The sequence below is a fragment of the Salinibacillus aidingensis genome, from assembly GCF_055393355.1.
Window position 1 is genome coordinate 744,658 of sequence record NZ_AP043759.1, and the last position, 15,238, is coordinate 759,895.

A 15,238-nucleotide genomic window follows, 5' to 3' on the forward strand; every position below is an offset into this window, starting at 1 on the left:
CACAGATGATTCTGGAAATACATACCAATTATGTGAGGTGCTTTCATTACGTTACACATGTTTACATTCTGCTAACATTTCAATTACTTATGGTGAAGCGTCCTGTTTTACTGGTATAATGATTTTTGTCACTGTTTAAATTACGCTAAAGTAGGTGTTCCTATGGCAAAAATCATCGTATTCATCACCACCTTTGTGACCATGAATACCCTTTTTCTTTTACCTGTTTTTGCTCAGACGAGTCCTTCTGCTCCAGTTGTCTCCAGTCAGTCAGCAGTTATGATTGACGCTGATAATGGAAGCATTCTGTATGAAAAAAATAGTACGACTCCTATGTATCCGGCAAGCCTGACCAAAATTGCAACAGCTATTTATGCGATAGAAAACGGGGACCTGGAAGACAGGGTAACCGTTAGTGAAAATGCCGTTGATATAGAAGGAACGACCGTTTTTCTGGAAGCAGGGGAGCAGTTGACTTTAAAAAAGCTGATTCAGGGACTCTTAATTAATTCCGGAAATGATGCGGGCATTGCCATTGCCGAGCATTTAAGCGGAAGCGTTGATCAATTCGCAGAGGATATGAACAACTATCTGAAAAATAAAATAGGAGTGGAACAGACCCACTTTAAGAATCCTCATGGACTCTTTCACCCTGATCACACGACAACAGCTAAGGATCTCTCCATGATAACAAAGTATGCCTTGAAAAATCGTGAGTTTCGTGACATTTTTGGAACCGTAGAAATGGAATGGCATGGAAAGTCATGGGACACGACGCTTATTTCCCATCACAAAATGCTTAAAGGGGAAATTCCTTTTGAGGGTGTGGCTGGCGGAAAGACAGGCTATGTTGATCAGTCCGGACATACGCTGGCTACGCTAGCCAAACGGGAACATCTTAATCTGATTGTCATTACAATGCAAAGTCAATATAAACGAGATGCCTATCAGGATACCGCCAGTCTATTAAACTATGGCTTTGATCATTTTGAAACTTCCTCAATTAAAGGTCGTTCCAAGGTTGAGTTCAAAAACAAGGAGTTTATCATTCCGGAAAACCTTACCTATACACACCTGAAGAATCAGGACAAGGTTACGAAACAAATGACAAAACAAGGAAAGCTCGAACTTTATAATCAAAACGGAGAACGAATGAATTCCTATCAGTTAGTGGAGGCAGGTTCAGATCACGGTGATAAAAAGAAAGAGCCTGTAAAAAAAGAGGAAACATCAAAATCTGGCATATACGTCACCAGTTTAATGGCTGGGGTAATCATTGCTGGGTTTATCGGTTTCGTGTATCGTAAAAAACAAATCCAAAAAAAATCATATAAATCATTTATGTAAGAAGATGAACAGGGAAGAGCCATGGTTTTTAGGCTCTTCCCTGTTGAATTCCTGTAAGGAGTTTTATCACGCATGAACTGACCGTAAATACCCCACTGATGGAAGTTTCGCTTTATTTTACAATTAATACCGGACAATTGGCACGCTTAGCCACTTTATGACTGACACTGCCCAGCACCATTTCCTGAAATGCATTCAGTCCGCGGCTGCCTACAATCACGACATCAAATTCATTTTCATTCGCATAGTCAACAATTACCGGTCCAGGTTCACCGTATAGGACTGTTGTTTTATAGGAAATTCCTGCTTCCTGTAAATCTTGTTCAATACCTGTTACTTTATCCTCCTGAACGTTTGTAACCCCAACTTTATTCCAATTGTGAAGGGTATCCGACTTGACCTGATGACTTTCTTTTACGTAGACAACATCCACCAGCGAATCAGAGGAGAGCTTCGCCAAACTTATCGCGTGATTAATGGTACGCAATGCGTGTTCGGATCCGTCTGTGGCTAATAGTATTTTTTTGTACAAGACTTTTCATCCTTTCTAATGGGAACTCAATTTGCGGCTTAATTTCGCCCTGAGCTCAGAACTTAATTGATTTAATCCAATGACATAGACATTTATTTTTTGGTGCTCTAAGCTGGCTACAATTTTATCCAAAGCTGCGATGGCTGAATCATCCCATAACCGAGCTTTTGTTAAGTCAAAAATAGCCTCCTGTGCTCCTTCCATATCATAGTCAAACTCGTCGACCAGTTCTGAGACTGACGCAAAGAAAATTTCTCCCTGGAACGTGTAATACATACGGTTATGTTTGAGTTCCTTTGTCACCTTGACTTTCGAAATCTTCGCTACAAAGAAAATAGCACTCAATAATACACCTGTTAAGACGCCGATAGCTAAATTATGAGTCATCACAACCGTTAAGACTGTGACAATCATCACCAGATTATCGGTAAACGGTACGATTTTCAACGTTTTAATGGATCCCCAGTCAAAGGTGCCAATGGAGACCATAATCATTACCCCTACCAGTGCAGCCACAGGAATTTGCGCCACAATATCTCCCATAAATACAATAAGAAAAATTAAGACGAGCCCGGCAGTCAGGGCTGAAAGTCTCCCTCTGCCACCTGAGCTGACATTAATCACGGACTGTCCAATCATGGCACAACCGGCCATACCGCCAAAGAATCCTGTCACAATATTGGCGATCCCCTGACCATTCGATTCTCTGTTTTTATCACTGGACGTTCCTGTATATTCATCCACAATACTTGCTGTTAACAGGGACTCCACCAGACCAACGATAGCCAGAGCAAGGGAATAAGGCAAAATAATCATCAATGTTTCCAGACTGAAAGGAACATTGGGAAAGAAAAAGGTCGGAAATGCTTTTGTGATTTCCCCCATATCTCCTACAGTGGCAACACTTAAATTTGTTGTCATTACGATGGCCGTGATGACAATGATGGCGATTAAAGGAGAAGGGACAGCCTTTGTCAGCATAGGAAATAGATAAATAATACCAAGGGCTCCCAGAACCAGGGCATACATCACCCAGGTTGCCCCTTCAAAGTGCTCTAACTGTGCAGTGAAAATTAAAATGGCCAGAGCATTTACAAACCCGACCATGACCGATCTTGGGATGAATTTCATCAGTCTGGCTAATTTAGTTAATCCAAATATAATCTGAATGATACCGGTAAGAATAGTAGCGGCCAAAAGGTAATCCAGTCCCCATTCTGCAACTAAATCCACCATAAGTAGAGCCATTGCACCAGTGGCACCGGAAATCATTCCCGGACGTCCTCCTGTAAAAGCAATAACTACAGCGATCATGAAGGAGGCGTATAAACCAACCATCGGATCAACCCCCGCAATAATAGCAAAGGCAATGGCTTCAGGAATCAAGGCAAGAGCAACAACAATACCGGAGATGACATCTCCTTTGATGTTGCCAAACCAGGCTTCTCGTGTTGTTAAAGTTTTTTGCATTATTGAATTTCTCCTTTAGTCATTTTCTATGTTTATTTTTGTCAATCCTGCTTTAATCATGTGAGGTTTTTGATTAAATGAGATTATCGAATTGTAATTCCTTTCCATCTATAATTTTGAAATGTTTGTAAACCATAATAAAAAACATTCAAAAAGGAGTTTTGGTACATGATGAAAAAAAGGATATATATCATTAGTTTTATCAGCATCCTGTTTCTCCTGTTAGCTGCTTGTAATACAGAGGATAATGCTTTAAACAATGGAAATAATGATGACAATATTTCAAGTATTGCAACAGACTCATCCAGTAAGGATTACCCTCATACAACGCCTATCCGTATTCAGGATGCGAAGTACGAATTTAAACGTGTAGAAATGAGGCAGCAGCACGGTGATGGTCAGCAGCAAAGGAAGGACAATCAGCAGACAGAACAAAACCGACAGCAACAGGACAATCAACAGGCGCAACAACAGAATCAAAATATACCACAGCAGAATCAGAACAATCAACAGCAAAATCAAAAGAATCAGGGAAATGAACAAAATAATACGAATCAGGCCCAGCAGTCCGGAGATATCAAGGAATTTGAATCCCGTGTAATCGAACTGACCAATCAGGAAAGAAGAAATCAAGGATTACCTGAATTAAAGGCTGATGCAAACTTAAGTCAGGTAGCGCGGAAGAAATCGGCTGATATGCAGTCAAAAGGGTATTTCTCTCATACCAGTCCTACTTATGGTTCCCCTTTTGACATGATGAGGGACTTTGGCATTGATTACCAGACAGCAGGTGAAAACATCGCAAAGGGACAGTCAAGCCCTGAGCAGGTGGTAGAATCCTGGATGAACAGTCAAGGTCATCGGGAAAATATTTTAAGCAATAAATTCACACACATTGGTGTAGGCTATATCGAAAACGGTCATTACTGGACACAGATGTTTATAAGTAAATAACACATTAGAGAGCGCTGAGTCTGCCAGTGCTCTCTTTTTTTAAGGCGGAGATTGATCTGATTTGCGGGAATAATGGCTTGAATGGTCCTTAATTCATATACACGGCAAAATCGTTATTTAAAAAATGTCATAATTTTTATTAGATTTAAGCAGAATTATCATGGTAAACTCATAGTATAGAGATAATCATAATCATTAGAGGGGAGCAATGCCTTAAATGGAAGAGGAAGAAAAAAGGGTTTCGAAATTGTATCGAAGGATCTTGACTTCCGATGAAACACAAGGCCTGATTACTTTTCAACGCTTAGACAGAAATACTCAGGAAAAAGTAAAGAGAAAAATGGTACAAAATGGTTCCAACTCTGCTTATAAAGTATTAAGAAGAATAAATAACTTACAGGAGATTGATTAAGTTCAATCTCTTTTTCATTGTATGACAAACATACTACAAGTGTTTTATGAAATAATAAATCATAGCCACTAATTTCTGAAACTTTGGAGGACCCATTATGCTTATAGCTATTATCCTTCTGATTCTGACGTCACTATTTCTCTCGGGAAGTGAAACAGCATTAACTGCCGTAAACAAAATGAAAGTAAAGTCCCGGGCAGAAAATGATGACGTGAAATCAAAAAAACTATACAAGCTTATTTCCCATCCTGATGAACTTCTGACCGGTATTTTAATTGGGAATAATATTGCGAACATAGCTCTTCCAACCCTTGTAACAATGCTGGCACTGGATATTGGAATTAATGTTGGACTTGCCACTGGAATTTTAACGGTTGTTATTATTATTTTCGCAGAAGTCATTCCCAAGTCTATTGCGGCCACATTTTCTGATAAAATTGCATATATGGTGGCGCCGGTTATTGCCTTAATATTAACCATTCTAAAACCATTCACATTTGTATTATCTAAATTAACAGGTTTGTTGATTAAAATCCTGTCCAGAGGAGAAAAGCAGGAAGCAAGCTTCTCAAGGGAGGAATTTAAAACGATGATGGATATCGCCTCTAACGAAGGAACGCTGGAGAACGAAGAGTCCTACCGTATTAAAGGTGTTATAGACTTTTATAGCAAGGATGTTCGTGATGCCTTAAAGACACCAAGAATGGAAATTGTGGGAATTTCATCTGACAGTACCTTTGAGGAAACCAGAGATATTCTTTTGAATCACAATCATACTCGTTATCCAGTATATCAGGATACAATGGATAATATTGTGGGGGTTTTTCACTCCAAGCAGTTTTTAGGCTGGGCTCTGTCCGAACAAAATCAGACGCTTGCAGACTTTACGGATAATCAGCCCCTTTTTGTTGCGGAAACAACTTCGATTGAAAAAGTTTTTAAAATGATGCAAAAGAAAAAGCGGCACCTGGCGATTGTCATTGATGAGTACGGAGGTACAACCGGAATTATTACCCATGAGGATATCATTGAAGCAATGCTTGGACAGGAAATAGAGGACGAAACCGATGATGATGAAGAAATTTTAATTGATGAGTTAACCGATTCACATATGATATGCAGTGGTAAATTAGTCATTTCCAGACTGAATGATGTATTTCAGACTCGGATTCCGGAAGAGGAAGATATTCTGGCTGGTTTTCTCTATAAAGAGTTTGGTCATATCCCGTCGGAGGGTGAGGTGCTTGAATTTCAGCATCTCGAGTTTGAGGTATTAGAAATGGAAGATAATAAAATTCATAAGGTGAAAATAAGTAAAAATATCGTTTAATGGAAATGTAGGGTGAGGAGCGATTGATTTGTATTTTACTTATATACTCAGATGCGGGGATAATTCCCTTTATACAGGATATACAAGCCGGTTAAAGCATCGTTTAAAAATGCATCAGGAAGGGAAGGGGGCAAAATACACCCGGGGAAGAGGGCCTTTAAGCCTTGTGTATGCAGAGCCTCATCAGCAGAAATCAGCTGCCATGAAACGTGAATATCAGATCAAACAGATGAAAAAGGAGGATAAGGAAAGACTGATTCAAAGTCAATGTATAATTGTCAGTGTCCCAAGTAGCAACCAGGAGCTTGTTCCAAATGAAAAGGGCACATTCATAGAAAAATAAAACGAGTGCTAACAACCCATTCCGTGACCAATCGTTACGGAATGGTTTTTTTATCACGCATGAACTGGCCGTAAAACCCACACTTCAAGTCTGGAGGGTAACCCAACTAGACGAAGTGTGGGGTAAACGGCCAGTAAATTCCTGATAAGTTCAACTAACCATCAGTGGGGCATGGAGACTCCCCGCTGATGGAAGTTTCACTTTATGGTTTTAGGTCAAGGTTATCCTTTCATAACTTATAGTGATAGACCACTATATACAGAACTGTGAGGGAAGGATATGAAATCAGGAAAAGTTCTCACACTTGTTTTACAATGTTTTATTACAGTTATGCAGGCTTTACTGGGATTAAGAATCTTATTTAAACTGGTGAGTGCTTCCGAGGGATCGTTCGTACAATGGGTATATTTGTTAAGTGACCCTTTAGTCATCCCTTTTTCCGGTAGCTTTCCTCCTACAATGGTATCCGCAATGTTTTATGTTGATGTAGCAGCCATATTAGCTATGATTTTGTACACACTCGTTGGTTATCTGTTACTAAGGATAGTGGCCGGATCCCGAAAAAAGGATAGGAGTAAGTATTTATCCTGAATGAATGAAGCCTGCCATTGAACGGCCACTCGAGCAGTAGAATTATTTTTACATTCCGTAAAAAAGATGTATAATAAATTATCAAAACAAGTATTACTAAATAACTTTTCTATAAATGGGGGATAAATATGACACTACCAAAAGCACTAACGATTGCCGGTTCTGATAGTAGTGGCGGAGCAGGAATTCAGGCAGATTTAAAAACATTTCAGGAGCATGGCGTGTATGGAATGTCTGCATTGACGGTTATTGTGGCTATGAATCCACATAATCACTGGTCTCATGATACGTATCCAATCAATGCGGATACAGTACGTGCGCAGCTTTCGACCATTTTAGAAGGGGTAGGCGTCGATGTTATGAAGACAGGAATGCTCCCTACAGTGGAAATTATTGAAATAGCGGCTAAGGCTATTAAGGAGCACAACCTCAATCAGGCTGTCATCGATCCCGTTATGGTGTGCAAAGGGGCAGATGAAGTCATTTATCCTGAGCTTGCCGAGGCCCTTAGAGATGTTTTAACCCCTGTAGCGAAGATTGTGACCCCTAACCTATGGGAGGCCGGTCAGTTAAGCGGAATGGGGGCATTAACGACCGTAGAACAAATGAAGGAAGCAGCGGCAAAAATCCATGACTTAGGTGCAGAAAATGTATTGATTAAAGGTGGAAATAAACTGGAACATGAGAAGGCGCTTGATGTTTTCTTTGATGGTAAGGACCATGAAATTTTAGAAAGCGAAAAAATTGACACACCATATACACATGGAGCAGGATGTACGTATTCCTCCGCTATTACGGCTCAGCTGGCAAAGGGAGCAAGTGTGAAAGAAGCTGTCTATGGAGCAAAAAGGTTTATTACAGCAGCGATTCGCCACTCCTTTAAGTTAAATCAGTATGTGGGCCCTGTGAATCACGGTGCTCAGCGCTTCCATGGTGAATAGAAACATAGCAGCCCTGCTCTTAATCGAGCAGGGCTGTTTTTTTTGATTGTCTAGAAATTTATAAAATACAGACTATGTGGATAAGAAATCATGAGAGGTCACGTCCGGTTCCAGCGCCCAGCGACTTGCGTGACTTCCTTCACCTCCGTACGATAAGTCAACATCGACTCACAAGGTTCGTCGTGTTTCCTTTTCCGCGTGTTACCCCTGTAAGAAATAAGTGGGGGATGAACCCTCACTAATTGAAGTTTCACTTTATCTCCTCCGGCTCAGTCCAGTCCGTACGTCGCTAATAAGAAAAGCGGAGGCGACTGTTCAGGTCATGCGGGATAAGACGAAGACATGTAGTGGCATGGGTTTGGCCACGGAATGGCTTTGGCTTATATCCGCCTTTGTTCTAAAAACAGCGGTTTCATAGTTTCAATGGAACGGTTATAATTGGGATAAGGGGTGAAGGAAAATGAAACAATATGAGCTATGCCCTAAATTTGAAAAAGCGATGAATTTACTAAATAAACGGTGGACAGGTCTCATTATTTATCAGCTTTTATTTGGGTCTCAGCGATTTTCTGAAATAGAATCAGCGCTTCCTGTAAGTGGCAGACTTCTATCTGAAAGATTAAAAGAACTGGAAGAAGAGGGAATTGTGACCCGAAAGGCCTATGCAGAAGTCCCTGTTCGCGTGGAATATACGTTAACGGCAAAGGGGCGGGAACTGGAACCAGTCATCAAAGCCATTCAAGATTGGTCTGGTAAGTGGATAAGCCATATTGATACAAAAGAAGCGAATTATAATTAAAAAGGGTCCAATTTTATGGATCTTTTTTATTTTTGATAAACCATAATTTTCTAGTTTTGGCTTTATAGAAATGGTAAAATAAAGAAAGAAATTCATCAAATAGTTGGGGGAGTAGGAAGCCGTGAAACCTAAGTCACATTTGCCTTTCCGGCTTAATATTTTATTTTTTGCGATATTTTTGCTGTTTTCCTTTTTAATTGTACAATTGGGAATTGTGCAGATTCTCACGGGGGAAGAGGCGCAGGAGGTTCTTGATGAAACAGAGAACACGGTCACCAATATTCCTGTTCCCAGAGGAAAATTGTATGATCGGGATGGGAATATATTAGTAGATAATAAATCCCGGTATGCCATCACGTACACACCACCTAAAAATGTTCAGCCGGAGAAGAAGTTGGAGATTGCTCAAACCCTCTCGAATTATATCGAGATGGAGGAGCGTCAAATCACGGAGAGAGATATGAAGGATTATTGGATTCTGACCCATCGTGAGGAGGCCTATGCCCGTTTATCCAAAACTGAAAAGCAGCGTATGGATGATGAAGAGCAGTACCAGACCGTTTTAGACCGAATTACCAAATATAATTTGGAAAGCTTATCCGAAAAAGAATTAGAAGTTGCTGCGATTAAACGTGAGCTTGATGAAGCCATCGAGCTGACCCCTCATATTGTTAAAAATAAGGGTGTTACCAAAGAGGAATATGCTACGGTAGCTGAGCACATCAATGAAATGCCTGGCATAAATGTTTCTACGGACTGGGCTCGGACATTTCCTCAAGGAGAAACATTTGTAAATTTTATCGGAGGAATTTCAGATCATGAAGACGGGATTCCCAGAGATAATGTAGATTATTATCTGACCAGAAATTATAACCGTAATGAGCGTGTCGGCGAAAGCTTTCTGGAACAGCAGTATGAGGAGTTCCTTGCTGGACAGAAGGAGCAGTACCGTCATGTTACAGACCAAAATAATAATGTGATTCGGTCGGAATTAATCCAGAAAGGAAAACAAGGGAAGGACCTCGTTTTATCTGTGGATATGGAACTGCAAAAAAAAGTAGATCAAATTGTTAAAGAAGAGCTTGAAAAGATTATTCATAAACCAGCCAATCGTCACTTAAATAAAGGTCTTGTGGTTATGATGAAACCTAAAACAGGTGAAATTCTTACGATGACAGGCATTCGTTATCATCGGGCTACAGAAGATAAACCTGCTTTTTTTGCGGATGAGTCCTATCGTACGGTATATGATGCACATTTACCAGGTTCTGCAGTGAAGGGAGCTTCAGTGTTAGCCGGCTTTCAATCAGGGGTGATTACGAAAAATACGGTTTTTGTCGACCGACCTATTAAAATTGCCAGTACGGATACGAAACGTTCCTGGACGGATTTAGGTCCGGTTAACTATTTAACAGCACTTGAGCGATCATCAAACGTTTTTATGTTCTTTATTGCTATGCGCATGGGAGGAGATTATTCCTACGTACCGAACGATAATCTTAACTTTAATACCGAGGCATTTACGGAAATGCGAAATTATTTTAAACAATTTGGATTAGGGGTTGAAACCGGGATTGACCTCCCATATGAAGCAACAGGTCTTGAAGGAGATAAAGAAACTGGTGGTCTCCTCATGGACTATGCGATTGGACAATATGAGCCTTTTACTACATTGCAATTAGCGCAATATGTTTCTACGATTGCAAACGATGGATACCGTGTTAAGCCGCATTTAGTCAATGAAATCCGTTATCCAGGTACTGAGGAACAGTTAGGACCGATTTATAAGACCATAGGCCCTGAAATTATAAATAAAATTGAAATGGATGATGAGTATATACAGGCCGTCCAAAACGGTTTTTACCGGGTATTCAATGGTAGTAATGGTACGGCTGCAGGCACCTTCAGAAATCTTCCTTATGTAGCCGCCGGAAAAACAGGAACAGCAGAGAAGCCCCTTTTTGATGAAGATGGGAATCGGGTGGCTAATACAGAAAACTTAACATTGGTAGGATATGCACCATATGATGATCCTGAAGTTGCTTTTGCCATTGTTGTTCCTCAGGTTGGCAGAAGTGCCGGGGAAGGGATTAACAGGAATATAGGAAAAAGGATATTAGATGCCTACTTTCAACAACAAGAAAATGAAGAGTAACAAGAATGGTATCTGATTAAACAGGTGCCTTTTTCCATTTATCACAATTTGTCAAAAAATTTCTAAAAATGATGTTGAAACGGAGATATAAGTTATTGTAAGATAAAATTAATATCAGATTAGGTGATTTTTTGGCTTTTGATGTAAAAAAAATACAAATAGAAGGAATAAAGAATCATGTAAGTGATTTATTCAAAAAAGAGGTGTTCGTATGTTTAAACATCTGTCCGATCAGGCTCTTGAAGAGGCTCATAAAAATGCAGTAGGGTTGAAACTGGATAAGGATTTCATAGCGATTCTTGAAAGAGAAATGAAAAACCGCGGTTTATCCTATGAAATAACTTCAGGTAAGACGACATATTTTAAGCAACCATTGATCCCTTAAAATCCCCGCACACTGCTTCTGAAAAAACGATCTCTACGCCTATGAACGAATATTCCATTACATTATATTGGTATTATAATCGTCTGAAGATGAATCAGCAGTTGTGTAGGACTGTTGATCCATCTTTTTTGTGGCTAAGAAATCATGAGAGGCGACATCCGGCTCCAGCGCTCAGCCGTTTAACATGACTTCCTTCATATAAACTGCATAATTTCCTCCATGTTTGAAAATAGTAAAAGTGGAGGTGAAATTGTGAGACACTTAATGGCGCTTGGAATTAAGTTTGTCGTTATTTGTACAGTAATATTATCGCTTTACACTGTTTTCCAGAATACAGGCTTGCTTAGTTTGTTTGGAATCAGTGTGTTACTAGTCGGTCTGGGGTATTTGCTGGGCGATTTATTAATCCTGAGAAGATTTGGAAACCTGACAGCAACTTTATCTGACTTTGCATTATCTTTTCTAGTCTTATTTTTCTATGGTATGATTAATGATATTCCGACATGGGAATCAGGTAATATGGCTTTATTCAGCGCTTTTTTTATTACAATGTCGGAAGGATTATTCCATTTTTATATGCAAAACCATGTTTTTGGTGAAGCGGAGTATACGGATGTCAGCCGAACGACAAGACGAATAAATTCCCGTCAAATGCAGACCGAAACCTCAGATGAAGTGTTCCCTTACGATGTGAGGAGAAAAAAACGTCGGAAAAAACGACAATAACAAGAGACCAGGATTGTTGAAGGCAGAATCATAAGAGAATAAATCTCTAAAACTCCTTCAAACATCCTGGTCTTTTCGGTTTAATTTTGTTTTGCAAGCTCTCTGCGTTGTTTCAGATCAGGTAAAATCTTATAAATAATCATCATGCCCAGTAATCCGCAGGCCAATATTAGAAACGACATTATTTCTTTAGTAAAAATGGCACCGAGCGAAACAAATACAGAACTAAGCATCATGGATCCGTTAAAGACCATACCGTAAACAGCCATATAGGAGCTTCGTTTTTCATCACTTGGAATGCTGGCCATGTAATCCGACTGTATAGGGACCCGCATTAATTCTCCAATTGTAGCGACAATCATAAATATAAACAACATCCATATATTGTTGACGTAGCTGATCCCGACATATCCAACGGTAAAGATAAGAATGGATGAAAGAAAAGCTCTGTCTTCTTTTAGAGTTGTCACCCATTTCGTAATAAATACTGTAAGCAACACAACAATAATAGTATTTTCAGACTTTAGAAATCCAACCATTTCCACACCTGTCACATCCATAAAAAGCAAAGATTGCTCAGGCATATCCTCATTTAATCGAACCCCAATGTAGTTTTCCATTTGATTTTCGATGGACTGAATAAAAAGCCCCGCCAGGACAAAATAAAGAAACACCTTATCAAAAGCCACTTCTTTGTAGCTTTTGGCAATATTTCTTAAAACGCGTTTTTCTCTCGTTTGCTCCTGTCCCTCCATGGTCTCTTTAATGAAAAAGATGACTAAGATATTGGATATAATTCCCGTAACCGAAAGAATAATCAACAGTTCATATAAATAATGATCAAACATGAGTGCTCCGATAATACCACCAATAGCAAATGCAAGGTTAAAGCTCCAGTATAATAATGCGTAAACCCCTTTACGCTGATCAGGCTTGGTAATATCAATAATCATCGCATCTGCTGCCGGACCATCCAGCCCAAAGGAGGCCATAATCAAGAGAGTCATTATAAATGTTATCTCGGGCGAAACAAGTACAGGAGAATTTGCTATGGCCATGACAATAAAAGCAAACATACGTATGATTCCTGCAACAACCATTAATTTTTTTCTGCCCATCCGATCTGAGTAGTAGCCGCCATATAAGCCTGTTATGAGTCCGATGAATACATTAAGTAATAGAAGGATACCGGTTATTTTTGCGCCAAAGTGCTCGGCAAAATAGATAGCCATAAATGGAAAAATAGCGCCGGACACGATATCCGTGAAAAATATCTGGATAATTCGAACTTTTATATTAGAATGATAGTCTCTGAATCTGGTCATAGGTTCCCTCCGTTCCTGGTGATTGTTATATAATAGTGATATAGCTGTCAGGCTTTCCTAATCATATACGAAACCGATAAAAATGAACACGGTCTCCAGGATGAAATTTTTTGTTTATCCCTCCGATTAGAGGTGGATATGGATTCATACCCTGGACTTGTTTCCCGAAATATTAAGATTATGTAAAGATTTTAAGTCGAAATTGAAAGGTTCATAGACGATTCGGTAAGATTAAGGCAGTAAAAATATACGAAGCAGACTGTTTTTCAAGGGCTGCTGATTGCTCGTGTCTGCAGTAATTCAAAGAAACAGATACAGAAATAGATTAAGGAGGAGCATAAGTGAATGTAGGCAGATATCTGGAGATACTCGCAGTTTCGTTTAGATTGGGGCTTACCTCTTTTGGAGGACCGGTCGCTCACCTTGGTTATTTTCAGGATGAATATGTGAAACGCAGGAAATGGCTGGATGACCGTACATATGCGGATTTAATTGCCCTTTGTCAGTTTCTTCCCGGCCCTGCCAGCAGTCAGGTGGGAATTTCAATTGGAATGGTCCGGGGAGGGGTGCTTGGTGGCCTATTAGCCTGGATTGGATTTACCCTTCCTTCTGTAGTCGCACTTATAGTATTTGCATTATATGTTCAGCAGGTAGATACAGGTGGTTCCGTTTGGATTGAAGGATTAAAGCTGGTTGCGGTTGCTGTTGTTGCTCATGCCATTTTAAATATGGGAAAAAAACTTACCCCTGACCGGCCAAAAATTGCAATTGCGGTTATAGCGGCGATTGCGGTGCTCTTTTATCAAACGGCTTTCGCACAAATTGCTGTTATTGTGTTAGCAGGAATTGTGGGGTATCTATCGTTTAAGCATTCAGACCTTCCTGAAGGTGCTGATATTCAGTTAAATTTAAGGAAAAGCTTTGGAATCATAAGTCTGATTCTTTTCTTTGGCTTATTAATCTTTTTACCTGTCATGTCAGGTTTCTTTTCTAATATATATGTTCAGCTCGTTGATATCTTTTATCGCATAGGCTCGATTGTCTTTGGAGGGGGGCATGTTGTTTTACCTCTATTAGAAAGAGAGGTTGTACCCCCGGGATTGATTTCAGAGGAAGTATTTTTAGCGGGCTACGGTGCAGCGCAGGCTGTTCCAGGACCTTTATTTACCTTTTCGAGTTTTATAGGGACCAGTATTGAAGGCATATCAGGCGGTCTTGTGGCTGTACTTGCCATGTTCTTTCCTTCCTTTTTGCTTCTCATTGGTGTTTTGCCATTTTGGAATACCATCAGGAAAAAGAAATCTATTCGTGCAGCCCTGCTGGGAGTGAATGCTGCCGTTGTAGGAATATTAATTGCAGCGCTGTATGATCCGATTTGGACCAGTGCTGTTGATCAAACGAAGGACTTTGCCGTGGTTTTAGCTTCTTTTGCCTTCCTTTATTTTTGGAAGGTACCTGCGTGGCTAATTGTTATATTTACAGTTCTCTTTAACGTTTTGTTATCTGGATTACTATAGGGGTGATGTTATGAGAGTAAAGGGGTTTAATCATATTACAATCAACATTTCAGATCTGCAGCGTTCACTGCAGTTTTATCAAAATGTATTAGGTATGGATTTGGTTCATAGAGGCCGCACAGATGCTTATTTAGAGTGGGGAGACGCGTGGGTATGTCTTCTGGAGAATAAAAAATTACATCGATCAGAAAAAAAGAAACTCGGGGTCGATCATTTTGCATTTTCCATTGATGACGAGGATTTTTTTGCTGCGGTTCATCAATTAGAACATTATCACGTAAATATAGTAAGAGGTCCGGTTAAGCGAGGAAAAGGGTGGACCATTAATTTTCTGGATCCGGATGGAATTGAAATGGAACTGCATACATCTGATTTACAGGAACGGATGACGGTTTGGGAGTAAGGAGGAAA

The 15,238-nt window shown here is 39.8% G+C and carries 16 protein-coding genes; 13 read left to right on the forward strand and 3 right to left on the reverse strand.

Features of this window, described 5'->3' with window-relative positions; all coding sequences use genetic code 11:
• Positions 1–162 precede the first annotated feature (162 nt).
• A complete protein-coding gene (locus tag ACZ5OK_RS04090) occupies positions 163–1,347 on the forward strand; it encodes a D-alanyl-D-alanine carboxypeptidase family protein (RefSeq protein WP_343839494.1) in 1,185 nt (394 codons plus the stop codon).
• A 112-nt stretch (positions 1,348–1,459) separates the two neighbouring features.
• Here the strand turns inward: ACZ5OK_RS04090 and ACZ5OK_RS04095 are convergent, their stop codons facing one another.
• Together ACZ5OK_RS04095 and ACZ5OK_RS04100 are read right to left on the reverse strand one after the other, a co-directional pair.
• Positions 1,460–1,879, reverse strand: a complete 420-nt coding sequence (locus ACZ5OK_RS04095) for a universal stress protein (protein ID WP_343839496.1) — start codon at positions 1,877–1,879, stop codon at positions 1,460–1,462.
• A gap of 15 nt (positions 1,880–1,894) precedes the next feature.
• A complete protein-coding gene (locus tag ACZ5OK_RS04100) occupies positions 1,895–3,349 on the reverse strand; it encodes a SulP family inorganic anion transporter (protein WP_343839498.1) in 1,455 nt (484 codons plus the stop codon).
• A 168-nt stretch (positions 3,350–3,517) separates the two neighbouring features.
• On the opposite strand from ACZ5OK_RS04100, the gene ACZ5OK_RS04105 reads away from it, so the two are divergent.
• The 10 genes from ACZ5OK_RS04105 to ACZ5OK_RS04150 all read left to right on the forward strand — a co-directional run bounded on the left by ACZ5OK_RS04105 (position 3,518) and on the right by ACZ5OK_RS04150 (position 11,985).
• Positions 3,518–4,303: a CAP domain-containing protein gene (locus ACZ5OK_RS04105; RefSeq protein ID WP_343839500.1), complete on the forward strand. Its 786-nt coding sequence runs from the start codon at positions 3,518–3,520 to the stop codon at positions 4,301–4,303.
• 217 nt (positions 4,304–4,520) lie between these two features.
• On the forward strand, positions 4,521–4,715 hold the full coding sequence (locus ACZ5OK_RS04110; protein ID WP_044161138.1) for a hypothetical protein: 195 nt from the start codon (positions 4,521–4,523) through the stop codon (positions 4,713–4,715).
• A 97-nt stretch (positions 4,716–4,812) separates the two neighbouring features.
• Complete coding sequence (locus ACZ5OK_RS04115) at positions 4,813–6,045, forward strand: hemolysin family protein (RefSeq protein WP_343839503.1); 1,233 nt, start codon at positions 4,813–4,815, stop codon at positions 6,043–6,045.
• A gap of 28 nt (positions 6,046–6,073) precedes the next feature.
• On the forward strand, positions 6,074–6,388 hold the full coding sequence (locus ACZ5OK_RS04120; protein ID WP_343839505.1) for a GIY-YIG nuclease family protein: 315 nt from the start codon (positions 6,074–6,076) through the stop codon (positions 6,386–6,388).
• Between the two features lie 279 nt (positions 6,389–6,667).
• Entirely contained in the window at positions 6,668–6,979 is a 312-nt protein-coding gene (locus ACZ5OK_RS04125; RefSeq protein ID WP_343839507.1) for a hypothetical protein, read from the forward strand.
• Positions 6,980–7,107: 128 nt separating this feature from the next.
• Positions 7,108–7,920 (forward strand): bifunctional hydroxymethylpyrimidine kinase/phosphomethylpyrimidine kinase, encoded by an 813-nt coding sequence (locus ACZ5OK_RS04130; protein WP_343839509.1) that lies wholly within the window; start codon positions 7,108–7,110, stop codon positions 7,918–7,920.
• Between the two features lie 460 nt (positions 7,921–8,380).
• Complete coding sequence (locus tag ACZ5OK_RS04135; RefSeq protein ID WP_343839512.1) at positions 8,381–8,719, forward strand: winged helix-turn-helix transcriptional regulator; 339 nt, start codon at positions 8,381–8,383, stop codon at positions 8,717–8,719.
• 121 nt (positions 8,720–8,840) lie between these two features.
• Positions 8,841–10,874, forward strand: a complete 2,034-nt coding sequence (locus ACZ5OK_RS04140; RefSeq protein ID WP_343839515.1) for a peptidoglycan D,D-transpeptidase FtsI family protein — start codon at positions 8,841–8,843, stop codon at positions 10,872–10,874.
• Between the two features lie 211 nt (positions 10,875–11,085).
• Positions 11,086–11,259, forward strand: a complete 174-nt coding sequence (gene sda / locus ACZ5OK_RS04145; RefSeq protein ID WP_343839518.1) for a sporulation histidine kinase inhibitor Sda — start codon at positions 11,086–11,088, stop codon at positions 11,257–11,259.
• Between the two features lie 252 nt (positions 11,260–11,511).
• Entirely contained in the window at positions 11,512–11,985 is a 474-nt protein-coding gene (locus ACZ5OK_RS04150; protein ID WP_343839521.1) for a DUF2512 family protein, read from the forward strand.
• A gap of 80 nt (positions 11,986–12,065) precedes the next feature.
• Here ACZ5OK_RS04150 and ACZ5OK_RS04155 read toward each other — a convergent pair whose 3' ends face one another.
• Positions 12,066–13,310 carry an MDR family MFS transporter gene (locus tag ACZ5OK_RS04155; protein ID WP_343839523.1) on the reverse strand — a complete coding sequence of 415 codons (1,245 nt, stop codon included), beginning with the start codon at positions 13,308–13,310 and terminating at the stop codon, positions 12,066–12,068.
• Between the two features lie 341 nt (positions 13,311–13,651).
• On the opposite strand from ACZ5OK_RS04155, the gene chrA reads away from it, so the two are divergent.
• Together chrA and ACZ5OK_RS04165 are read left to right on the forward strand one after the other, a co-directional pair.
• On the forward strand, positions 13,652–14,827 hold the full coding sequence (gene chrA, locus ACZ5OK_RS04160; RefSeq protein WP_343839525.1) for a chromate efflux transporter: 1,176 nt from the start codon (positions 13,652–13,654) through the stop codon (positions 14,825–14,827).
• Positions 14,828–14,837: 10 nt separating this feature from the next.
• Positions 14,838–15,230, forward strand: coding sequence for a VOC family protein (locus ACZ5OK_RS04165; RefSeq protein ID WP_343839527.1), 393 nt, complete (start codon positions 14,838–14,840; stop codon positions 15,228–15,230).
• Positions 15,231–15,238: the final 8 nt, after the last annotated feature.